Genomic DNA, 20,637 nt, shown 5'->3' on the forward strand with positions numbered 1-20,637 from the left:
GGGAAGCGCCCGCGGGGCGCGGCGCGGCCCCGGGCGACGGCCAGCAACAGGAACACCGGCAGAGGGGACGTCATGCTCGACCACCTGATCAAGGGAGCCACCGTCGTCGACGGCACCGGCGCCCCCGCCCGCGTGGCGGACGTCGGCCTGCGCGACGGGCGGATCGCCGTCATCGGCGAGCCCGGCACGGTCACGGAGGAGGCCCGGACCACCGAGGACGCCACCGGGCTCGTCCTGTGCCCCGGATTCGTCGACCCCCACACGCACTACGACGCCCAGCTCTTCTGGGACCCGTACGCGACCCCCTCCATGAACCACGGCGTCACCACCGTCGCCGGCGGCAACTGCGGGTTCACCCTCGCCCCGCTGCACCCCGACCGCCCCGAGGACGCCGACTACACCCGGCGCATGATGAGCAAGGTCGAGGGCATGGCCCTCAAGGCCCTGGAGGAGGGCGTCGACTGGACCTGGTCCACCTTCGGCGAGTACCTCGACGCCCTGGAGGGCCGGATCGCCGTCAACGCCGGCTTCATGGTCGGCCACTGCGCGCTGCGCCGCCACGTCATGGGCGCGGACGCCGTCGGCGGACAGCCCACCCCCGAGCAGATGCAGCAGATGCTCGACCTCTTCCACGACGCCATGGACGCCGGTGCCTGGGGCCTGTCCACCACCCAGTCCGCCACCCACTCCGACGGGGACGGCGCCCCCGTCGCCTCCCGTCACGCCGAGCCCGCCGAGCTGCTCGCGCTGTCGAAGGCCGTCGCCGAGCACGAGGGCACCCAGCTCGAAGCGATCGTCGCGGGCTGCCTCGACCAGTTCGCCGACGAGGAGATCGACCTCTTCGTCGACATGAGCGCCGCAGCCGGCCGCCCCCTGAACTGGAACGTCCTCACCATCGACGCCGCCGTCCCCGAACGGGTCCCGCGCCAGCTCGTACCGAGCGAGCGCGCCCGCAAGGCGGGCGGCCGCATCGTCGCGCTGACCATGCCGATCCTCACCCCCATGAACATGTCGCTCGGCACCTTCTGCGCCCTGAACCTGATCCCGGGCTGGGGCGAGATCCTCGGCCTGCCCGTGCCCGAACGGATCGCGAAGCTGCGCGACGCCGGCGTGCGGGAAGAGATGCTGCGCCGCGCCGACAGCAAGGAGGCCGGGGTCTTCCGGCGCCTGGCCAACTTCGGCCGCTACGTCATCGGCGACACGTACAGCAAGGAGAACGAGGGCCTGTCGGGCCGCGTCGTGAACGACATCGCCGCAGAACGCGGCCAGGACCCCTTCCAGTGCCTGGTCGAGATCTGCGCCAACGACGACCTGCGCACCGTGCTCTGGCCGATGCCCACCGACAACGACCCGGCGAGCTGGGCCCTGCGCGCCGAGACCTGGCAGCACGAGGACGTCATGCTGGGCGGCTCCGACGCAGGCGCGCACCTGGACCGCATGTGCGGGGCCCCGTACACGACCCGCTTCCTCGGGGACTGCCTGCGCGGGCGCAAGCTGGTGCCGCTGGAGCAGGCGGTGAAGATGCTCACCGACGACCCGGCGCAGCTGTTCGGGCTGCGCGAGCGCGGCCGGATCGCCGAGGGGTTCCACGCGGACCTGGTCCTGTTCGACCCGGAGCGCATCGAGGCCGGGCCCGCGACCCTCGTCCACGACCTGCCCGGGGACAGCCCGCGGCTGGACGCCCGCGCGATCGGGATCGTGTCCGTACGGGTCAACGGGGTGGAGACCATCCGCGATGACCAGGTCACGGGGGCGATCCCCGGGATCGTGCTCCGCTCGGGCCGCGACACGAGGACGGTGAGCACGCGTTGAGCGAGCCGGCGGAGCAGAAGCTGTACATCGGCGGGGAGTGGGTCGAGCCCGCCGCCGGCCACTACGAGGTGGTCAATCCGGCCGACGAGTCGGTGGTCGGGCTCGCCCCCGAGGCCTCGCGGGCCCAGGTCGAGGAGGCGGCGCGCGCGGCCGCGGAGGCCTTCGGGAGCTGGTCCCGTACGGCGCCCGAGGAGCGGGCGGCGATCCTGGACCGGGCCGCGGACATCATGCAGCGCGAGTACGAGCCCTGGTCGGCCCTCGCCCGCGCCGAGACGGGCGCGCCGACCGGGATCGCGCGCGGGATGCAGGTCGGGGTCGGGGTCGCGCGCTTCCGGCGGTACGCGAAGGGCGCCCTCGAACCGGTGGAGCGCGGGCTGCCGCCGCAGGTCACCGAGGCCGGGCCTATGGGGAGGGCGAGCATCCTGGGGGCGCTGGAGGTGCGCCAGCCGGTCGGCGTGGTCACCTGCATCACCTCGTACAACAACCCGTGGGCCAATCCGGCGGGCAAGGTGGCCCCGGCGCTGGCCATGGGCAACACGGTGGTGGTGAAGCCGGCCCCGCAGGACCCGCTGTCGGTGTTCAAGATGGCCGAGGCCCTGCACGAGGCCGGCGCCCCGGCGGGCGTGGTGAACGTGGTGTGCGGCGCCTCGGTCGAGGTCGGCGAGGCGGCCGTGGACTCCCCGTACGTGGACATGGTGTCGTTCACCGGCTCGACGGGCGTCGGGCAGCGCATCGCGGAGGTCTGCGGCCGCTCGATGAAGCGGCAGCTGATGGAGCTCGGCGGCAAGGGCGCGGCGATCGTCTTCGAGGACGCCGACCTGGACGCGGCGGTCATGGGGATCGGCACCACCTTCTCCTTCTACTCGGGCCAGATCTGCACCGCCCCGACCCGGGTGATCGTGCACCGGTCGGTGTACGAGCGGCTGGTGGAGAAGCTGACCGGCTACCTGGCCTTCATGAAGGTCGGCGACCCGGCGGCGGCGGGCACGGTGGTGGGCCCGGTGATCTCGGCGGCGCACCGGGACCGGGTGGAGTCGTACGTGGAGCTCGGCCGCAAGGAGGGCGCGCGCCTCGCGTACGGCGGCGAGCGGCCGGTGGTCGGGGACGGCCGCGGCTTCTACGTGGCGCCGACGCTGCTGGTGGACTGCACGAACGACATGCGGGTGGTCCGGGAGGAGATCTTCGGGCCGGTGGTCGTGGTCGTGCCCTTCGACGGGGACGAGGAGGAGGCGGTCCGGCTCGCCAACGACAGCGATTTCGGGCTGCTGAGCTACGTGTGGTCCGGGGACGCGGCGCGCGCCTTCCGGGTGGCGCGGCGGCTGCGGGCCGGCGGGGTCGGCGTGAACACGATCGGCCGGAACATGGAGGCCCCGTTCGGCGGCTTCAAGCGCTCGGGCGTCGGGCGGGACGTGGGCTCGTACGCGCTGCACGCCTACAGCGAGATGCAGTCGATCGTCTGGACGACGTGAGAGGCGTCGGGGCGGGCTGAGACCCAGGTCACACGGGAAAGTTCAAAGCGGTACAAAAGGGGTTACTGCTGCGGTTTCCGCATTCCGGAACGGGCTGTCCGCTCCCTGTCGAGCAGGGGGCGGACGCGCGCATGAACCTTTCATTACAGGTTAATGAACGGCCGCAAACTCTGGATTCGAAGGTGTTCCCGCCGGTAGCCGTTCGGACTCAATCCCTCCGGATATGGAAAACGCAGCCTCTAACGTCCTGACCCATGACACAGCTGGACGTTCGGCCTCGGGTCGGAGACACGGTGAACGGCGTCGCCGGCGGCGAGGGCGGCGACGGCGACGTGCGCGGCAAGGGCCTCGGCAAGGGCTCCGTGGGCCTGGTGGGCAGTGCCGTCATCGGCATCTCCACCGTCGCCCCCGTCTACTGCCTGACCTCGACCCTCGGCTCCACCGCCGGCGAGGTCGGCGTCCAGATGCCGGCGGTCTTCCTGGCCGGCTTCCTGCCGATGCTCCTCGTCGCCTTCGCGTACCGCGAGCTCAACAAGGCCGTACCGGACTGCGGCACCTCCTTCACCTGGACCGTGAAGGCCTTCGGCCCGCGGATCGGCTGGATGTGCGGCTGGGGCCTGGTGATCGCCACGATCATCGTGCTCTCCAACCTGGCCGGCGTGGCCACGTCCTACTTCTGGCTGCTGGCCGGAGAGATCACCGGCAATCCGTCGATCGCCGCCCTGGACGACAACAAGCTCGTCCACATCGCCACCTGCCTCACCCTGATCGCCGCCGCCACCGCCATCAGCTACCGCGGCATGACCGCCACCAAGGGCGTCCAGTACACCCTCGTCGGGCTCCAGCTCGCGGTCCTCGCCCTCTTCGTCGCGATGGCCCTCCAGAAGGCCTCGGCCGGCACCTTCGACACCGGCCTGGACTTCTCCTGGCAGTGGATGAACCCCTTCGCGGTCGAATCCATGGGCGCCTTCACCGCCGGACTCTCCCTCTCGATCTTCATGTACTGGGGCTGGGACGCGTGCCTGGCCACCAACGAGGAGACCACCGGCTCCGCCAAGACCCCCGGCCGCGCCTCGCTCATCGCCATGGTCGTCCTGGTCGGCTCGTACCTGGCCACCGGCATCGCCGCCCAGATGGCCGTCGGCTCCGGCACCGCCGGCCTCGGCCTCGGCAACCCGGAGACCTCCGGCAACGTCTTCGCCGCCCTCGCCGGCCCCGTCATGGGCCCGGTGCTCGGCATCCTGCTCTTCGTCGCCGTCCTCGCCTCGGCGACAGCCTCGCTCCAGACCACCTTCATCCCGGTCGCCCGTACCGTCCTGGCCATGTCCACGTACGAGGCCCTGCCGGCCTCCTACGCCAAGGTCCACCCGCGCTTCAAGACCCCGGGCCGCGCCACCGTCATGGCGGGCGTCGCGACCGGCGCGTTCTACACCGTGATGACCCTCGTCAGCGAGAACGTCCTGACCGACACGATCTTCGCGCTCGGCCTGATGATCTGCTTCTACTACTCGCTGACGGCCTTCGCCTGCGCCTGGTACTTCCGCGGCGAGCTGCGCCGCTCCGCCCGCGACCTGTTCTTCAAGGGCGTCTTCCCGGTCCTCGGCGGACTGCTGCTCGCCGCCGTCTTCCTCAAGACGCTGATCGACATGTGGAACCCGTCGTACGGCTCGGGATCCACCGTCCTCGGCGTCGGCAGCGTCTTCGTCATCGGCGTCGGCCTGCTGGCCCTCGGCCTGGTGATCATGCTGATCACGCAGCGCCGCAGCCCCGCCTTCTTCCGCGGGGAGATCCTGACAAAGTCCACCCCGGCCCTGGTGGTCGAGGACTGACCCCGCCGCACACTGGAGGAGTCCCCCCGCGGCCCGGACCGATCCCCCCGATCCGGGCCGCGGACCCCACACCGGACGTCACCCCCAGGAGGGCCGGGCGGTGACCCTGGGTGGCGGCGGGTCGTTGGGTACGGCATGAACCCCATGAAGCGCCGCCTCGCCGCCCTGGTCCTCACCAGCGGCGCCGCCCTCGCCCTGAGTCCCCTCGCCGCCCACGCCGACACCAAGGGCCCCACCATCGAGGGACAGCCCGTCACCAAGCGCATCACCGACATCGCCAACCACCCCGGCCAGGCCGTCGAGGACACGAAGACGGCCCTCGCGGTGACCACCTCCGCCGCCGGCTCCGCCACCCACGCCACCGACAGCTCCCTCGCGGGCGCGGGCAACGCCATCGACGGACTCCCGAAGGCCCCGTCGGTACGCTGACGCGTGGCCGTCCGAGCGCGGGCGGCGGGTCTGCGGGCGGGCCCTCAGGGGGAGTTGATCGTTGAGCAGGCCATGATCCTGTGGCTGCTCAACACCTTCAGCACGTTCACCCTCGGCGTCCTCCTCGTCGGCGGCTTCGTCGCCCTCGCCGTCGGCGGCAGCCTCGCCGCCCGCCGCCGCTTCCCGCACCTGGCGGGCGGCGAGCACAACGAAATGGTCGGCGTGGCCCTCGGCATGTTCGGCGCGATCTACGGCATCATCCTCGCCTTCGTCGTCGTCACGCTCTGGACCCAGCTGGAGAACACCCAGACCGTCGTCGCGACCGAGGCCACCGACCTCGCCCTCGTCGTCCGCAGCGCCGAGGCCTTCCCGCCGGCCGAACGCGCCCGCGTGGAGCGGGCGGTGGGCGACTACGTGCACGCCGTCGTCGAGGTCCAGTGGCCGATGATGCGCGACGGCCGCCCCAGCTACGAGGCGACCTCCGAGCAGACGCACGAGCTGTACCAGGCGCTCCAGGCGTACGAGCCCGCCGGAGCGCGCAGCCAGACCTTCTACGAGGAGGCCGCGGGCCGCCTCAACGACGTCGCGGCGCAGCGCCGGGCCCGCATCACGATGGCGGAAACGTCCCTGCCGGTGCTGCTCCAGGTGCTGGTGTACGGGGGCGCCCTCGTGATCCTCCCGCTCACGTTCCTGTTCGGCCTGCGCAGCCTGAAGATGCAGCTGCTGTTCGTGTCGGCGGTGGCGGGGCTGATCGGCTTCAGCCTGCTGCTGGTGATGGCCCTGGACCGCCCCTTCGCGGGCGACCTGAGCGTGACCCCGGCCCCGTACAAGGAGGCGGCACTGGCCCAGTTCTGGCGGGCGGGGTAGGGGAGGGCGGGGCCGGTCGGGCGGGGTCGGGGCGGCTGGGCGGGGGCTTCGGGGGGCGGGATCCCCGACTCGGGGTCGGGGAGGGTCCGGGGGCGTCCCGTCAGTCCACTGTCCTTCCGTGTCGGGTCGGTCCGTCAAGGGCGCTCACTTCGTTCGCGTCGCTTCGCGATGGCCTTCGGCCACCCTTGACCGACCGCCCCGCCCCGGAATGCCATAAGACTGCCGGGAAGCCCCCGAAGGAATGGCCGGGAGGTTGAGCGACGGATGAAGGCCCCTTGAGATGCCGATCCGGACCTCCCGTTCAGCCACCCCCCATTTCCCCGCACCACCAGCCCCGGCCAAGACGGGGGGCGCGTCAGATCGCTACGCGCTTCTCACGTCTCGGCGACTGACGACCGCCTGTGGCCGGACATAGGCCGCCCAGACGGAGTCCGTGGACGACCATGCCGGCGTCTGCGGCCTGTTCCTGGGTGAAGAGCGGGCCGGCCTTGGGCGCAGAAGGAGACCAGCAGGATGACAAGAGGTCGAACGGGACGGTCGAGAGGCCCAGCGGGGCGGACGAGGCGCTCAGCGGGGCGGGCATGAGGTTGAACGGGACGGATGAGGGCTCGGCGGGGCGGGCATGAGGTCGAACGGGACGGATGAGGTGATCAGGGGGCAGGCGAGCGGCCTGGCGGGGGCGGAATGGGGCCCATGGGGGCGGACAAGCGGCCTGGCAGGGGCGGAATGAGGCCCATCAGGACGGAATAGGGCGGTGAGGAGGGCGAGGTGGAGCCTGATGCCGGACTTTCCAACCTCTCAGTCAGGCAAGGCCCCTTGCAGGCCTCGACCGGCCGGCCACCAAAAGGGACAAACAGCCCGCTGTCGCAGGCCGGGAGACATCCGGATCCCCCGTGGGCGGCTTATGTCCGGCCACGGGCGGTCGTCGGACGCTGTGCCGAGAGGAGCGCGTAGCGATCTGGCGCGCCACCCCGCGTTACATGCGCATCTCATCGCTGCCGGGTGCAGGGAGGGGGCTGCCAGGGCGCGGGATCGGCGTCCCTGACGCGGGCATGTGCATGGCTGTCACCTGACCGTTCCTTCGGGGGCTTCCCGGCAGTCTTATGGCATTCCGGGGCGGGCCGGGCAGTCAAGGGTGGCCGAAGGCCATCGCGAAGCGACGCGAACGAAGTGAGCGCCCTTGACGGCCCGGACCGACACGGAAGGACAGTGGACTGCCGGGAAACCCCCGGACTCCCTCTGATGCCGTCCGGCCGGAGCTCAGGCTCCGGTGACCCCGCCCAGGAACGCGGCCCAGGCCGTGGGCGCGACGGCCAGCTCGGGCCCGGCCGTCACCTTCGAGTCCCGGACGTGGACGGCGTCGGGACATGTGGCGACCTCGACGCAGCTGTCCCCGTCGCCACTGCTGTACGTCGACTTGTGCCAGGAGAGGGCGACTTCAACGCAGTCGTCGCCCTGGCTTCCGCTGTAGCTGCTCTTGAACCACCGCAAGGGAGAGCTGTTCACAGGGATCCTCGCATTCGCATCAACAGGCCCGCGCTGTCAGCCGGGTTGAGGGCCTGGATACGAAGTTTGGCATACCGTTGATGGAGAAGGCTGATGTCTTTTGGGCCTGAGATGACGAGGCCCGACTGCTGTCCCTCGCTGTAGGCCAGCCACTCGTTGTCCTCGGTTTCCAGGAGTCGGAAGGGGCCATCGGTGCCCGCGTGAATCGGCTGGATCGTCGGCATGATCTGGATGTCGACGTTGGGCAGTTTCGCGCGCTCCACCAGATGGTCGATCTGTTCGCGTGTGACCTCCACTCCGCCGGTCCGTCGTTCGATCACCGCCTGCTCGATGATGAAGCTGAAGGCGATGTACGGCGTGCGCACCAGCAGCTTCTGTCGTTCGGCGCGGGCCGTTATACGGGCCTCGGCCTCGCCGGGCGTGATCAACGGAGGGACGTTGTCGATCTGCGCCCGACCGTAGGCCTCCGTCTGTAACAGCCCCGGGATCGACCTGCACTCGTAGGTATTGAGCGCAATGGCGACGTCCTCCAGCTCCGCCCACCGCCTGAACCACGACGCGAGCCCCCGCCGTCGTTGCAGCTGCTTCGCCGCGATGCGGATCACCCCGAACGCGTCCAGCGCCTCCTCCGAGCGGCTCACGAACTTCACCGACGGGTGCCGCCGGCCCTGCTCGACCGAGCCGACGTACTGGACCGAGTACCGGACCTGCTCGGCCAGTTGCTCCTGTGTGAGTCCCGCGCGTCTGCGGAAGGCCTTCACGGTCTCCCCGAAGTTCCGCAGGTCGCTGTCCGGCTCGACCTCGCCGTCGCCGCTCTCCTCGTGACTCACCATCGCGGTCACCTCCTGCGTTCAGGTTCACGGGCGGTGACCGCCACTGTCCAGAGCGTGAACTCGTACAGTTGAAAAGTAGCGGTCGACTTTCTGGGAACTGCCCCTCTCACCCGGGCACGTTGCTCCCATGACCGCAGCCCCTGCCTGTGCCCAGGCCCCCGTACGCGTGTTCACTCAGCGTTTCAGCAGCACCCGGCGCGGCGCCCGCCTCGCGCGGTGTCTCGCCATGGTCGAGCTGCACGACTGGGGGATCCCGCACCGCAGCCCGCTGTCCGAGGACGCGGAGCGGATCGTCGCCGAGTTCACCGCCAACGCCGTCCTCCACGGGAATGCCGCCGGACGGGACTTCGAGCTCAAGCTGACGCTCCTCGGGAGCGTGCTCCGGATCGAGGTGTCCGACGCCCGCCGGGAGCGACGGCCGGTCGTCCAGCCGCATGCCGACCAGGCCGAGGGCGGCTACGGCCTGCGGATCGTCGATGCCGTCGCCGCCGACTGGGGCGTCGCCGACCGCGTGATCGGCAAGACGGTCTGGGCCGAGCTGGGCTCAGGGTGCAGTGAGCGGCGGGGTCTGAGCCGACGTGACCGGCGTGGCGGTGGCTGTGCCCCTCTTGTGGGTGATGGCGGTCCGAACAATTTCGAAGTATTTTCAAAGTTGTGACCGCTGAGAATGCTGTGAACTTCTCCGAGCTGGTGAACAAGAACAAGCAGACGCTCGCTCGGCTCAAGGAATCACCCCGGCTGCTCCTCCACCGCAGAGACGGTGAGGACTTGGTCCTCACCACGGCCGCGAGAGCGGAGCAGGACCAGACCGTCGTATCGGCTGCTACCCGCATGCTGGCCGCGATGGCGCGGCGGGAGCCTGGCAGCATGGAGTTGCTGCTCGACATACTGCCGGACGCGTTTCCCTGGGTCCGCTTCCTGCCCGAACCCGATGTCCATGCGTTCGCCGTCGAGCTGGTTGACACGATGCGTGCAGCCGACTCCATCGGCAACAGTGCCTCCGTGGCCCAGTTGCTCGTCGCATGGCAGCACACGGCCGAAATCCACTCGGACCCCGAGCTGTTCGAAGCGCTGTCCAGGGATCATGATGCGGACTACGGGCCGGTGCCCGATCCGCGAGGTGTCGCATGACGCCAGGGCGCGGGGACCGCGCGGCGCCGCCCGCCCCTGACGGCCTGGATCACCTTCGCGGGCACCGGGCACCCGCGAGCCACCGACCGGCGGTGAGCGCGGTTCGGCCGGCTCGGGCTCTCAGCGGCGCCAGCGGGGGGACCTGTCGTCCGGGCGGTCCGGGCTCGGGAAGTGGAAGGGGACTCCCAGGTGGTCGGCGAGGGCCGTGCCGGCGCGGGTGGCCACCGCAGCGGCCGTGGCCCGGTGGACCGTGGCCAGGTGGTGTTCGCCGGCCGGGGCTTCGGTGATGGCCAGCAGCTCCACGAACCAGTCGTGGACGGTGTCCCCGTCCCACACGGCCTCCACCGCCACCACGCGCCCGGGGAACCCGGCGGCGCGGGCCGCCAGCGAGTCGAGGTCGACCGGGGAGTCGGGGGTGCGGGCCACCCGGGCCCCGAAGTGCGCGTAGCGGGCGCCGACCAGGTCCTGGGCCTCCCCGAGGCCGAGGCCCCAGGTGCGGCAGGCTTCCCAGACCGCCCGGACCGCGTACATGTACCGGTCCTGGAGGACGTACCCGTCGGCCTGTTCGCGGACGCCCGCCGGGACGCTCTCCCACCGGAAGCTCACGCGGAAGGCTCCGGGACGAAGACGCTCACCCGGTACGTCGTCGGGTGGATGGTGCGGCCGCAGAACTGGTCGATCCGCACGCACTCGGGGTCGACGCCGCGCTCGGAGCGGAGGCGGCGGACGTACTCCTTCATCTCCCCGTGCTCCTGCGTCGAGAACAGCGGTTCCCAGTGGCCGCGTACGGCCGCCGCCCGGCGGTGGGCACGTTCCCTGCTCCGCTTGCGCTTCTGCTGCCCCGGCATGTGGATCAGCCCCCTTTCGGGGGCCATCGTCGGACCGGCCGTGCGCCCGCGTCGAACGAATTAGAGGTACTGCGCGAAGTCGTCGAGGACGCGCAGGATCTCCGGCTCCCGCTCCGGCGGGAGCTGGAGGACGACCTCCTCGATCCCCAGCTCCGCGTAGTGGGCGAGCTTGCCCGGGTTCGGCTGGACGGCGTACGGGACCACCTGGAGGCCCTTCGGGTCGCGGCCCGCGGTCTCCCAGACCTGGCGCAGCACCGGCAGCGACTCGGTGAGGCCGCCCCCGCCGATGGGGAGCCAGCCGTCGGCGTGGTCGGCGATGGCCGCGAAGAGCTTCGGGCCGGCCGCGCCGCCGATCAGGGTGCGGGGGCCGTGCAGGAGGTGGCCGGGGCCGAGGGAGCGCGGCGCCAGGACCGGCTTGGGGTGGGCCATGCTGGCCTGCACGGAGGAGAACTCACCGACGTACGCGGTGGGTTCCGGCGCCCACAGGGCGCGCATGAGGGCCATCCGGTCCCGGACCAGTTCGCGGCGGGTGTGCCACTCGATTCCGTGGTCGGCGGCCTCCTCCACGTTCCAGCCGTAGCCGATCCCGAGGGTGAAGCGGCCGCCGGAGAGGTGGTCGAGGGTGGCGACCTGCTTCGCGAGGGCGATGGGGTCGTGCTCGGTGACGAGGGTGATGCCCGTGCCGAGCGCGAGGCGTTCGGTGACGGCGGCGGCCTGGCCGAGGGCGACGAAGGGGTCCAGGGTGCGTCCGTACATCTCGGGGAGGTCGCCGCCCATGGGTGCGGCGGTGTCGCGGGCGACCGGGATGTGGGTGTGCTCGGGGAGGTAGAGCCCGGCGAACCCGCGCTCCTCCAGGGCTCGGGCGAGGCGGACGGGGGAGATGGTGTGGTCCGTCAGGAAGACGGTCGTGGCGATCCGCATGACTGGGGGCACCTCCGTGGCTCTTCGGTGGAGGGCCACGCTACGGCCTGCCGGGTCGATTGTTGAGGGGGCGTCAGCTGCCGCCGACCGGATAGCGGGCCTGCCAGCCGGTGGAGGGGACCTGCGGGCCGTGCAGGGAGGGCCCCTGGGTCATTTCGAGGGCGAAGTCGTCGGCGAGTTCCAGGAGGGTGGCGCGGCCTTCGAGGTCGGCCAGCCAGGCGCCGGGCAGCGCGGTCTCGCCGTGGAGGGCGCCGAGCAGGGCTCCGCAGAGGGCTCCGGCGGCGGTGGAGTCGCCGCCGTGGTTGACGGCGAGGCGCAGGCCGTGCGGGACGTCCTCGGCGACGAGCGCGCAGTAGACGGCCACGGCGAGGGCGTCCTCGGCGGCGCCGGGGCCGGCGCCGCTGTCGCCCAGGGCCGACACCGTGCCGGCGGAGGGGGCTCCCTGGGGGACCGCCGCGAGGGCGCGCTGGAGGGCGTCGGTGACGGCCTGGTGGCCGGGGCGTGCGCCGAGCAGGCCGAGGGAGCGCTGGACGGCCGCGTCGAGGGAGTCGCCGCGGGTCAGGCCGTGGACGATGACGGCGAAGGCCCCGGCGGTGAGGTACGCGGCGGGGTGGCCGTGGCTCTGCGCCGCGCACTCGGTGGCGAGTTGGAGGACCAGGCCGGGCTCCCAGCCGACGAGCAGGCCGAAGGGGGCGGATCGGGCGGCCGCGGCCGCGTCGCGTGCGGTGGGGTTCTTGGGCCGGTCGAGGGTGCCGAGGACGTCGTCGGCGAAGCCGGTCAGGCAGGCGCGGTCGGGGCCCCGGCGGACGTAGAGCCACTCCTGGCGCGCGAGCCAGCCGTTGTCCTGGCGGCGCTCATCGGGGCCCCAGTCGTGCTGGGTGGCGGCCCAGCGCAGGTACGCGCGGTGGATGTCGGTCGGCGGGTGCCAGGCGCCGGTGTCCCGGCGTACGTGGGCACGGATCAGCCCGTCGGCGGTGAACAGGGTGAGCTGGGTGGCGGCGGTGACCGTGCCGCGGGGGCCCTGCGGGCCCGGGACGGGCCCGGTCAGGCCCTGCGGGCCGTGCGCCGCGCGGATGGCGTCGAGGGAGAGCCCGGCCACGGGGGCCCCGAGGGCGTCGCCGACGGCGGACCCGAGGAGCGCCCCGCGGACGCGGCTGCGGAAGTCCTGCTGCTCGGTGCGGCCCCAGAGCCCGGAGACGACGCGGGTCCGCCCTCCGAGCGTCCCGCCGGCCTGCGCCGCGGGGCGGGCTCCGCCGACCCGGGCCGCGATCCCGGCCGCGGCGGCGGCCCCGCCCGCGATGCGGACCGCAGCTCTGGCCTCGGCCCCGGGGCCGAGCCCGGCCCCGGGACCGGTCTCGGGGCCTGCTCCGGTCCCGGCTCCAGCCGCGGCTCCCGTTCCAGCTCCAGCCGCCGCTCCGGATCCGGCTCCAGCCGCCGCTCCGGCTGCGACCCCTATCCCGGCTCCCGCCCCGGCCCCGGCCCCCGTCCCAGCCCCGGCCTCGGCCCCGGTCAGGCCTCCGACTCCGGGCGCGGGCGCAGCGGCAGCCCCGGCCGTGACCCCGATCCCGGTCAGGCCTCCGACTCCGGGCGCAGCCGTAGCCGCGGACCCGGCCGTGGCGCCGGCCCCGGCCCCGGCCGTCGGGTGCGGGAGCGCGCCGGTGGTCGGCGGTGTGGGGTGCTCCCCGGTCGTCGTGTCGTCCATCGCGATCCCCCTGCCCCGCCCCGGCATGCTCTGGCGCGCACTGTAATGGACACGTCTGATCGAATCCGGAACCGGGGCGTCCAGCAGGCCGCACGGGCCCGCGGAACGGCTGGAACCCGTACGCCGCCTCCTCGGCATCTCGTTCCCATCCGGTCCGAATCGGTCGACAGACGCCCAGGTGACGGCCCTTGATCAAGAAGTGGCACGTTTTGTCACTGGCCTTGGAGCCGGTCGGTTTCGGCCATGTCTCGTTCATGCAGAGTTCTCCGACGGCCAACAGCCTCAAGGGCATGAAGAAGGCACTCCTCGCCGCGACCGTCGTCGCCTCCGCGCTCACCGCGTCCCTGGTCGCAGCCCCCGCCGCCTCGGCCACCGGTTGGGACCTCCCCTGGAACAACCACCACAGCCGCACCACCTCCATACCCTTCACCGAGGCCACCGTCACCGCCGGCGCCGACGGCCGGTTCACGCTGAAGTGGAAGGCCCAGGGCGCCAAGCGGGTCCAGATCAAGGCGAACGGCAAGGTAGTCGCCAAGGGCGGCGCCCAGGGCACCGCCGTCGTCTCCGGCCTGCCCGCCGCCGACCGCCAGTGGTTCGACTTCGAGCCCGACCGCGGCGAGGGCCTGCGCCTCGCCGACCGCCTCGTCAAGCTCGACGGCGCGGTCAACTTCCGCGACGCGGGCGGCTACCGCACCACCACCGGCCAGTGGGTCAAGATGGGCGAGGTGTACCGTTCCGACGCCCTCAACAAGCTGACCGCCGCCGACCTGGCCAAGCTCCAGCGCCTGCGCGTCAAGAACGTCTTCGACCTCCGCATGGAGAGCGAGCGCACCACCGACCCCGACAAGGTCCCGGCGGGCGCCAAGTACACCGTCGCCGACGTCTTCGCGGGCTCCGGCTCCTTCCAGACCCTGCCGAAGTCCCCCGACGAGGCCGTCAAGGCCATGGTCGACGCCGAGAAGGCGATGGTCGGCGGCGAGGGCGGCAAGAAGGCGTACAGCCAGGTCTTCGAGGGCCTGGAGCGCGACCGCGACCGCGCCGTCCTCTTCCACTGCACCGCCGGCAAGGACCGCACCGGCTGGGCGAACGCCGCCCTGCTGACCGCCCTCGGCGTACCGGCCGACACCGTCATGGCCGACTACCTGGCCAGCAACGACTACCGCAAGGCCGCCAACGAGGCCGTCCTGTCGCACCTGCCGGCCCCGCAGGCCGCCGTCTACAAGCCGATGCTCGACGTCCGCGCCGAATACCTCAACTCCGGCTACGACGAGGTCAAGGCGGAGTACGGCACCTTCGACCGCTACCTGAAGGACGGCCTCGGCCTCGACTCCCGCGAGCTGAAGCAGCTCAAGAAGGACCTCCTCGTCGGCTGATCCCCCCGCCGCCACGACGAAGGGCCCGGCCGGGCGGAGCGCTCCCCGGCCGGGCCCTTCCCCTGCGCGCTAGTCCAGCACCGGCAGCAGCTGCGGCAGGTGCCCGTCCGAGGCGCGCGCCGCGTCCTGCCGCTCCTGCGGCACCTCCCCGTACAGCGTCGTACGGGCCTTCGCGGGCCGGCCCGCGGCCTCCGCCACCGCGATGAGGTCCTGTACGGACTTGTACGAGCCGTAACTCGACCCCGCCATACGGGAGATGGTCTCCTCCATCAGCGTCCCGCCGAGGTCGTTGGCCCCCGACCGCAGCATCTCCGCCGCGCCCTGCGCACCCAGCTTCACCCAGCTCGTCTGGATGTTGGTGATGTGCGGGTGCAGCAGGATCCTGGCCATCGCCGTCACGGCGCGGTTGTCGCGGACCGTCGGACCGGGCCGGGCGATGCCCGCCAGGTACACCGGCGCGTTGGTGTGGATGAAGGGCAGCGTCACGAACTCCGTGAACCCGCCCGTCCGCTCCTGGATCCGGGCGAGCGTGCGGAAGTGCCCCAGCCAGTGCCGCGGCTGGTCCACGTGCCCGTACATCATGGTCGACGAGGAGCGGATCCCCAGCTCGTGCGCCGTCGTGATGACGTCGATCCAGTCCGCCGTCGGCAGCTTGCCCTTGGTGAGCACCCAGCGGACCTCGTCGTCCAGGATCTCCGCCGCCGTGCCGGGGATGGAGTCCAGACCGGCCTCCTTGGCGGCCGTCAGCCACTCCCGTACCGACATCCCCGTCCGCGTGGCGCCGTTGACGACCTCCATCGGCGAGAACGCGTGCACGTGCATCCCCGGCACCCGCTTCTTCACCGCGCGCGCGATGTCGAAGTACGCGGTCCCCGGCAGGTCCGGGTGGATGCCGCCCTGCATGCACACCTCGACCGCGCCCACGTCCCAGGCCTGGGCGGCCCGGTCGGCGACCTGGTCCAGCGACAGCGTGTACGCGTCGGCGTCCGTACGGCGCTGCGCGAAGGCGCAGAAGCGGCAGCCGGTGTAGCAGACGTTCGTGAAGTTGATGTTCCGCGTGACGATGTACGTGACCTCGTCGCCCACCACCGACTTGCGCAGGTCGTCCGCGATCCGGCACAGCGCGTCCAGCGCCGACCCGTCCGCGTGCAGCAGCGCCAGCGCCTGCTCGTCGGTCAGCTTCGTCGGATCGTCGGCGGCCTGCGCGAGCGCCGCCCGTACGTCGGTGTCGATGCGCTCGGGGACCATGCCGGGGGCCGCCGCCTCGCGCAGCGCCTCCCAGTCCCCGTAGACGTGGTCGAAGTCCTCGCGCCGGTCCCCGGTGCGGCCCTCGGTGTCGATGGTGGCGTGCAGGTCGGTGCGCCCGTACGCGCCGAACCCCTCGTCGGGCTCCTGCCAGGGGTGCCCGACGACCTCGGCGTCCGGGTTCGCGAGGCCGGTGGCGGGATCGGCCAGCGCCCGTACGTGCGGCAGCAGCCGCGGGTCCAGCCACGGCTCGCCGCGCTGCACGAACTCCGGGTACACGCACAGCCGCTCGCGCAGCTCGAAGCCAGCCGCGGCGGACTGCTCGGCCAGGGCGTCGATCTGCGGCCAGGGCCGCTCGGGGTTGACGTGGTCCGGAGTCAGCGGGGAGACGCCGCCCCAGTCGTCGATGCCCGCGCCGATCAGCCGCGCGTACTCCCCGTCGACCAGGTTGGGCGGCGCCTGCAGGCAGCCCGACGGGCCCATGATGTGCCGGGCGACGGCCACCGTGGCGACCAGGTCGTCCAGCTCGGCGTCGGGCATGCCGCGCATCGCCGTGTCCGGCTTGGCGCGGAAGTTCTGGATGATCAGCTCCTGCACGCCGTGGTACGAGCGCGAGACGCGGCGCAGCGCGAACAGCGACTCCGCGCGCTCCTCGTACGTCTCCCCGATCCCGATGAGCAGCCCGGAGGTGAACGGCACGGAGGACCGTCCGGCATCCTCCAGTACGCGCAGGCGTACGGCCGGCTCCTTGTCGGGGGAGCCGAAGTGCGGGCCGCCGGGCTCGGACCACAGGCGCGTGGCCGTGGTCTCCAGCATCATGCCCATCGAGGGCGCGACGGGCTTGAGCCGCTGGAAGTCGGCCCAGGACATCACGCCGGGGTTCAGGTGGGGGAGGAGCCCGGTCTCTTCCAGGATCAGGATCGAGATGGCCCGCACGTAGGAGATGGTGTCGCTGTAGCCCTGCGCGTCGAGCCACTCGCGGGCCTCGGGCCAGCGCTCCTCGGGCTTGTCGCCGAGGGTGATGAGCGCTTCCTTGCAGCCGAGCGCGGCGCCCCGGCGGGCGATGTCGAGCACCTCGTCGGGGGACATGTACATCCCGTGGCCGGCCCGGCGCAGCTTGCCGGGGACGGTGGCGAAGGTGCAGTAGTGGCATTTGTCGCGGCACAGGCGGGTCAGCGGGATGAACACGCTCTTCGAGTACGTGATGACGCCCGGCCGCCCCGCGGCCGCGAGGCCGGCGTCGCGGACCCGGGCGGCGGAGGCGCAGAGGTCCTCCAGGTCCGTTCCGCGTGCCTGGAGGAGTACGGCCGCCTCGGCGGCGTCGAGCGCGACGCCGTCGCGGGCCCGGCGGAGCGCCCTGCGCATCGCGTTGTCGGTCGGAGTCATGCGGTGAGCATACGATCCGACGCCCGGCGGGTGAGGCGGCTCCCGGCCGTCATCGCATCAGCTCACCGGCGTTGACCAGCAGGGATTGGCCGGTAATCGCCCGTGCCCGGTCGGAGGCGAGGAACACGGCGGCGTCCGCGACGTCGCCGTCGGTGGCCAGGTCGGGCAGCGCCATCCGGTCCGTCAGCCGCTTGTGCACCTCGGCCTCCGCGACCCCCTCGGTGTGCGCGGTGAAGGTGACGAACGCCTGGACGGGCGGTCCCCACATCCATCCGGGGAGAACGGTGTTGACCCGGATCCGGTGCGGGCCGAGCTCGCGGGCCATGGAGTACATCGCGGAGGTCAGGGCCCCCTTCGACGCGGCGTAGGCGGCCTGCTGCACCTCGTTGGGCGCGGCCACGGCCGACTGGGTCCCGACGATGACCACGGACCCGCCGCGCTCCTTGAGTCCGGGCAGGCAGGCCCGGGTCATCCGCAGCGTCCCCAGCAGGTTGACGTCGATGATCTGCTGCCAGGTCCCGAAGTCGGCGTCTTCGAGACCGCCGAAGTACGAGTCCCAGGCGGCGACGTGCACGACGGCGTCGACGCCCCCGAACCGCTCCTGCGCGAGGGCGGCGAGGGCCGTGCACTGCTCCTCGTCACGGATGTCGGTCGGCAGGTGGGCCGTGTGCGTCCCGTCGGGGTCGATCTCGGCGGCGGACTTGGCGAGATTGGCCTCGGTCCGCGCGCCGAGCACGGCGTTCCCGCCGTCCCGTACGACGGCTGCGGCCACCTGGTGTCCGAGCCCGGCCCCGACGCCGGAGACGATGACGGTCTTCCCTTGCAGCAGCATGCGCGTGCCTCCCGACGGGGGGTCTATCTGACGGTCCGTCAGGCTAGGGCTTCGGTCCGGGCTTGGGAAGGGGTGCGGCCCGCGCCGGATCCGTCCCGGACACCGGCCCGGCCGGTCCTCAGCGCCCCCGCCAGCCGCTCCAGCCCCACACCGATCTCCTGCGGCGTGTGCGTCGTGAACGACAGCCGTAGCGTGCGCGGATCCGGGACGCCCGTGTGGAACGGAGCCCCCGGGACGAAGGCCACGTCGCGCGCGATCGCGGCCCGCAGCGCCTCCGTCGCGTCGTACCCCCGCGGCAGCCGGGCCCACACGAACATCCCGCCCTCCGGCCGGTTCCACGTCGAGCCCTCCGGCAGGGCCGCGTCCAGCCCCGCCAGCAGGGCGTCGCGCCGGTCGCGGTAGGCCGTGCGCACCGCGGCGATGTGCGCGTCGAGGTCCGCGGTGCGCAGGTAGTGGGCCGCCGCCAGCTGGTCCACCGTCGACGTGTGCAGGTCCGCCGCCTGCTTGGTCACCACCGCCGCCCGCCGCAGCGCCGCCGGCGCGCGGAGCCAGCCCAGGCGCAGCCCCGGGGCCATGACCTTCGAGAAGCTCCCGAGCAGCGCCGTGCGGTCCTGCGCCCCCGGGTGCGCCGCGAGCCACGGGACCTCGGCCCCCTCGAAGCGGAGCTCCCCGTACGGGTCGTCCTCCACCAGCCACAGCCCGCGCCGCGCCGCGATCCGCGCCACCGCCGCCCGCCGCTCTCCGGGGAGGGTGCGTCCGGTGGGGTTCTGGAAGGTGGGCACCGTGTAGAGGGCCTTGGGCCGCTCCCGGGCCACGATCTCCTCCAGCGCGTCGGGCAGGATGCCCTCGTCGTCGCAGGGCACGGGGATCACCCGGGCCCCGGCCAGCCCGAAGCACTGGAGCGCCGCCAGGTACGTCGGGTTCTCGACGAGGACGGCGTCGCCCGGCTCGACCAGCGTGGCGGTGATCAGCGCGAGGGCCTGCTGGGACCCCGTGGTGACCAGCAGGTCGTCCGGGCCGGTCTCCAGCCCCCGGGCCGTCACCCGCGCCGCCACCGCCTCGCGCAGCTCCGGCGCGCCCTCGGTGGTCGAGTACTGGAGCGCCCGGGCGGCCGATTCCGCGAAGGTGGCGTCGTACGCGGCCCGCAGGCCCCGCGCGTCGAAGAGCTCGGGCGCGGGCAGGCCGCCGGCGAAGGAGATCACCCCGGGGCGGGCGGTGAGGGCGAGGATCTCGCGGACCGGCGAGCCCCCGACGGCGGTGGCGCGGGCCGCGAAGCCGGGCGGCGGGGCGGCGGCCGGGACGGCGGGGGAGGGTATCGCAGACGGCATGGGGACTCCTGGGGGAGACGGGTGCGCGCATCCTAGCCACACAAAGATGCATACGGCACCTATATGTCACAGGGTGGAACGCTGCGCACCCCCTCCCCATCTGACGGCACATCAGCTAGACCCTTCGGCATGACGACGGAACACCAGAGCCAGGACACCCGCCCCGACGCCTACGCCGAACTCGCGGCGGTGGGCCCGTACGGGGTCCGCCCCGGCCACGCGCTGATCACCATGGTGGAACCGCACCCGGGCCACGAGTACGCGTACAACCGCTGGTACGAGGACGACCACTACTACGCCGGCGCCATGGCCATGCCCTGGATGTACGCGGGCCGCCGCTGGGTCGCCACCCGCGAGCTCCAGGAGCTGCGCTACCCCGAGAAATCGGCCGTCGCCCAGCCCGTCACCGCCGGGTGCTACATCTCGACGTACTGGGTCACCGAGGGTCGCTACGACGAGCACATGAAGTGGACGGTCGGCATCAACAAGCGCCTCAACCGGGACGGCCGCGTCTATCAGGACCGCACCCACGTCTTCACCTCCTTCCAGGACCACGAGGCGACGGTCTACCGCGACGGGGCCGCGGGCCCCCGGGACTTCCACGCCCTCGACCACCCCTACGCCGGCCTGGTCCTCCAGGTGATCGACGCCGACGGCCCCGAGCAGCGGGCGGATCTGCTGGAGTGGCTGCGCTCGCGCGCCCTGCCGAAGCGGCTGCACGGATCGCCGGCCGCGATGGTGACGGTCTTCCGGCCGACCCCGCTGCCGGGCGACCGGATGACGTACGTCAAGCAGGTCGAGGGGGTCGACACCCGGCTGACGCTGCTGTGGTTCCTGGAGGCCGATCCGCGCAGCTGCTGGGACCGGTTCCGGGGCCTGGACGCCGAGGTGGCGCAGGCCGGGCTGGGGCGGGTGGAGCTGGTGGCGCCGTTCATCCCCACGGTGCCGGGGACGGACCGGTACGTGGGGGAGCTCCGCTAGCGGGCGGCGGGCGGCGGGCGTCGGGCGGCGGGCGGCGCGCGAACGCCGTGCGAGGGGTGCGGGGCGCGGACATGGCCGAGCCCCCTCGGCCGGGACGGCGGGCCAGTCGAGAGGGCTTCAGTCAGTGGTGCGTGTGCTGCGGTGG

18 protein-coding genes are annotated in these 20,637 nt (G+C 72.4%); 9 read left to right on the top strand and 9 right to left on the bottom strand.

Going from position 1 to position 20,637, the window contains the following annotated elements; genetic code table 11:
• Positions 1-72 precede the first annotated feature (72 nt).
• The 5 genes from CP980_RS19395 to CP980_RS19415 all read left to right on the top strand — a co-directional run bounded on the left by CP980_RS19395 (position 73) and on the right by CP980_RS19415 (position 6,406).
• Positions 73-1,812, top strand: a complete 1,740-nt coding sequence (locus CP980_RS19395; protein ID WP_150528705.1) for an N-acyl-D-amino-acid deacylase family protein — start codon at positions 73-75, stop codon at positions 1,810-1,812.
• Positions 1,809-3,281: an aldehyde dehydrogenase family protein gene (locus CP980_RS19400; protein ID WP_150528706.1), complete on the top strand. Its 1,473-nt coding sequence runs from the start codon at positions 1,809-1,811 to the stop codon at positions 3,279-3,281. Before CP980_RS19395 ends, CP980_RS19400 begins: the two co-directional genes overlap by 4 nt.
• 254 nt (positions 3,282-3,535) lie before the next feature.
• Positions 3,536-5,110 carry an APC family permease gene (locus CP980_RS19405; RefSeq protein WP_132757557.1) on the top strand — a complete coding sequence of 525 codons (1,575 nt, stop codon included), beginning with the start codon at positions 3,536-3,538 and terminating at the stop codon, positions 5,108-5,110.
• 135 nt (positions 5,111-5,245) lie between these two features.
• A complete protein-coding gene (locus CP980_RS19410) occupies positions 5,246-5,539 on the top strand; it encodes a hypothetical protein (RefSeq protein ID WP_099891476.1) in 294 nt (97 codons plus the stop codon).
• A gap of 72 nt (positions 5,540-5,611) precedes the next feature.
• Positions 5,612-6,406: a bestrophin-like domain gene (locus tag CP980_RS19415; RefSeq protein ID WP_132757953.1), complete on the top strand. Its 795-nt coding sequence runs from the start codon at positions 5,612-5,614 to the stop codon at positions 6,404-6,406.
• Between the two features lie 1,260 nt (positions 6,407-7,666).
• Here the strand turns inward: CP980_RS19415 and CP980_RS19420 are convergent.
• Both CP980_RS19420 and CP980_RS19425 read right to left on the bottom strand, forming a co-directional pair.
• A complete protein-coding gene (locus CP980_RS19420; RefSeq protein ID WP_150528707.1) occupies positions 7,667-7,912 on the bottom strand; it encodes a DUF397 domain-containing protein in 246 nt (81 codons plus the stop codon).
• A complete protein-coding gene (locus CP980_RS19425; RefSeq protein ID WP_150528708.1) occupies positions 7,909-8,745 on the bottom strand; it encodes a helix-turn-helix domain-containing protein in 837 nt (278 codons plus the stop codon). The genes CP980_RS19420 and CP980_RS19425 overlap by 4 nt, the downstream gene beginning before the upstream one ends.
• Positions 8,746-8,872: 127 nt before the next feature.
• Between CP980_RS19425 and CP980_RS19430 the strand changes: the two genes are divergently transcribed.
• On the top strand, positions 8,873-9,403 hold the full coding sequence (locus CP980_RS19430; RefSeq protein WP_229907234.1) for an ATP-binding protein: 531 nt from the start codon (positions 8,873-8,875) through the stop codon (positions 9,401-9,403).
• On the top strand, positions 9,400-9,876 hold the full coding sequence (locus tag CP980_RS19435; RefSeq protein WP_150528709.1) for a hypothetical protein: 477 nt from the start codon (positions 9,400-9,402) through the stop codon (positions 9,874-9,876). Before CP980_RS19430 ends, CP980_RS19435 begins: the two co-directional genes overlap by 4 nt.
• A gap of 120 nt (positions 9,877-9,996) precedes the next feature.
• Here CP980_RS19435 and CP980_RS19440 read toward each other — a convergent pair whose 3' ends face one another.
• The 4 genes from CP980_RS19440 to CP980_RS19455 form a co-directional block, all read right to left on the bottom strand.
• On the bottom strand, positions 9,997-10,482 hold the full coding sequence (locus CP980_RS19440) for a hypothetical protein (RefSeq protein WP_150528710.1): 486 nt from the start codon (positions 10,480-10,482) through the stop codon (positions 9,997-9,999).
• A complete protein-coding gene (locus CP980_RS19445; RefSeq protein ID WP_150528711.1) occupies positions 10,479-10,751 on the bottom strand; it encodes a hypothetical protein in 273 nt (90 codons plus the stop codon). The genes CP980_RS19440 and CP980_RS19445 overlap by 4 nt, the downstream gene beginning before the upstream one ends.
• Positions 10,752-10,784: 33 nt before the next feature.
• Positions 10,785-11,645: a TIGR03619 family F420-dependent LLM class oxidoreductase gene (locus CP980_RS19450; RefSeq protein WP_132757543.1), complete on the bottom strand. Its 861-nt coding sequence runs from the start codon at positions 11,643-11,645 to the stop codon at positions 10,785-10,787.
• Positions 11,646-11,718: 73 nt separating this feature from the next.
• On the bottom strand, positions 11,719-12,915 hold the full coding sequence (locus CP980_RS19455; RefSeq protein ID WP_150530275.1) for an ADP-ribosylglycohydrolase family protein: 1,197 nt from the start codon (positions 12,913-12,915) through the stop codon (positions 11,719-11,721).
• Between the two features lie 722 nt (positions 12,916-13,637).
• Here CP980_RS19455 and CP980_RS19465 point away from each other — a divergent pair.
• On the top strand, positions 13,638-14,720 hold the full coding sequence (locus tag CP980_RS19465; protein WP_150530276.1) for a tyrosine-protein phosphatase: 1,083 nt from the start codon (positions 13,638-13,640) through the stop codon (positions 14,718-14,720).
• A gap of 69 nt (positions 14,721-14,789) precedes the next feature.
• On the opposite strand, the gene CP980_RS19470 is transcribed toward CP980_RS19465, so the two are convergent.
• The 3 genes from CP980_RS19470 to CP980_RS19480 are packed head-to-tail and all read right to left on the bottom strand — an operon-like array spanning position 14,790 to position 19,511.
• Positions 14,790-17,351 carry a bifunctional FO biosynthesis protein CofGH gene (locus tag CP980_RS19470; protein ID WP_150528712.1) on the bottom strand — a complete coding sequence of 854 codons (2,562 nt, stop codon included), beginning with the start codon at positions 17,349-17,351 and terminating at the stop codon, positions 14,790-14,792.
• Between the two features lie 49 nt (positions 17,352-17,400).
• Complete coding sequence (locus CP980_RS19475) at positions 17,401-18,183, bottom strand: SDR family oxidoreductase (protein WP_132757539.1); 783 nt, start codon at positions 18,181-18,183, stop codon at positions 17,401-17,403.
• Positions 18,184-18,221: 38 nt separating this feature from the next.
• Positions 18,222-19,511, bottom strand: a complete 1,290-nt coding sequence (locus CP980_RS19480) for an aminotransferase-like domain-containing protein (RefSeq protein WP_150528713.1) — start codon at positions 19,509-19,511, stop codon at positions 18,222-18,224.
• A gap of 129 nt (positions 19,512-19,640) precedes the next feature.
• Between CP980_RS19480 and CP980_RS19485 the strand changes: the two genes are divergently transcribed.
• Entirely contained in the window at positions 19,641-20,492 is an 852-nt protein-coding gene (locus CP980_RS19485; RefSeq protein ID WP_150528714.1) for a hypothetical protein, read from the top strand.
• Positions 20,493-20,637: the final 145 nt, after the last annotated feature.

Source organism: Streptomyces vinaceus, from assembly GCF_008704935.1.
In the GTDB taxonomy this organism is placed as follows: domain Bacteria; phylum Actinomycetota; class Actinomycetes; order Streptomycetales; family Streptomycetaceae; genus Streptomyces; species Streptomyces vinaceus.

Bases quoted from the DNA above. Each gene is read 5' to 3' on its own strand.
- CP980_RS19395 (WP_150528705.1), top strand. From the start codon at position 73: ATGCTCGACCACCTGATCAAGGGAGCCACCGTCGTCGACGGCACCGGC.
- CP980_RS19405 (WP_132757557.1), top strand. From the start codon at position 3,536: ATGACACAGCTGGACGTTCGGCCTCGGGTCGGAGACACGGTGAACGGC.
- CP980_RS19410 (WP_099891476.1), top strand. From the start codon at position 5,246: ATGAACCCCATGAAGCGCCGCCTCGCCGCCCTGGTCCTCACCAGCGGC.
- CP980_RS19415 (WP_132757953.1), top strand. From the start codon at position 5,612: ATGATCCTGTGGCTGCTCAACACCTTCAGCACGTTCACCCTCGGCGTC.
- CP980_RS19425 (WP_150528708.1), bottom strand. From the start codon at position 8,745: ATGGTGAGTCACGAGGAGAGCGGCGACGGCGAGGTCGAGCCGGACAGC.
- CP980_RS19430 (WP_229907234.1), top strand. From the start codon at position 8,873: ATGACCGCAGCCCCTGCCTGTGCCCAGGCCCCCGTACGCGTGTTCACT.
- CP980_RS19445 (WP_150528711.1), bottom strand. From the start codon at position 10,751: ATGGCCCCCGAAAGGGGGCTGATCCACATGCCGGGGCAGCAGAAGCGC.
- CP980_RS19450 (WP_132757543.1), bottom strand. From the start codon at position 11,645: ATGCGGATCGCCACGACCGTCTTCCTGACGGACCACACCATCTCCCCC.
- CP980_RS19465 (WP_150530276.1), top strand. From the start codon at position 13,638: ATGAAGAAGGCACTCCTCGCCGCGACCGTCGTCGCCTCCGCGCTCACC.
- CP980_RS19470 (WP_150528712.1), bottom strand. From the start codon at position 17,351: ATGACTCCGACCGACAACGCGATGCGCAGGGCGCTCCGCCGGGCCCGC.
- CP980_RS19475 (WP_132757539.1), bottom strand. From the start codon at position 18,183: ATGCTGCTGCAAGGGAAGACCGTCATCGTCTCCGGCGTCGGGGCCGGG.
- CP980_RS19480 (WP_150528713.1), bottom strand. From the start codon at position 19,511: ATGCCGTCTGCGATACCCTCCCCCGCCGTCCCGGCCGCCGCCCCGCCG.
- CP980_RS19485 (WP_150528714.1), top strand. From the start codon at position 19,641: ATGACGACGGAACACCAGAGCCAGGACACCCGCCCCGACGCCTACGCC.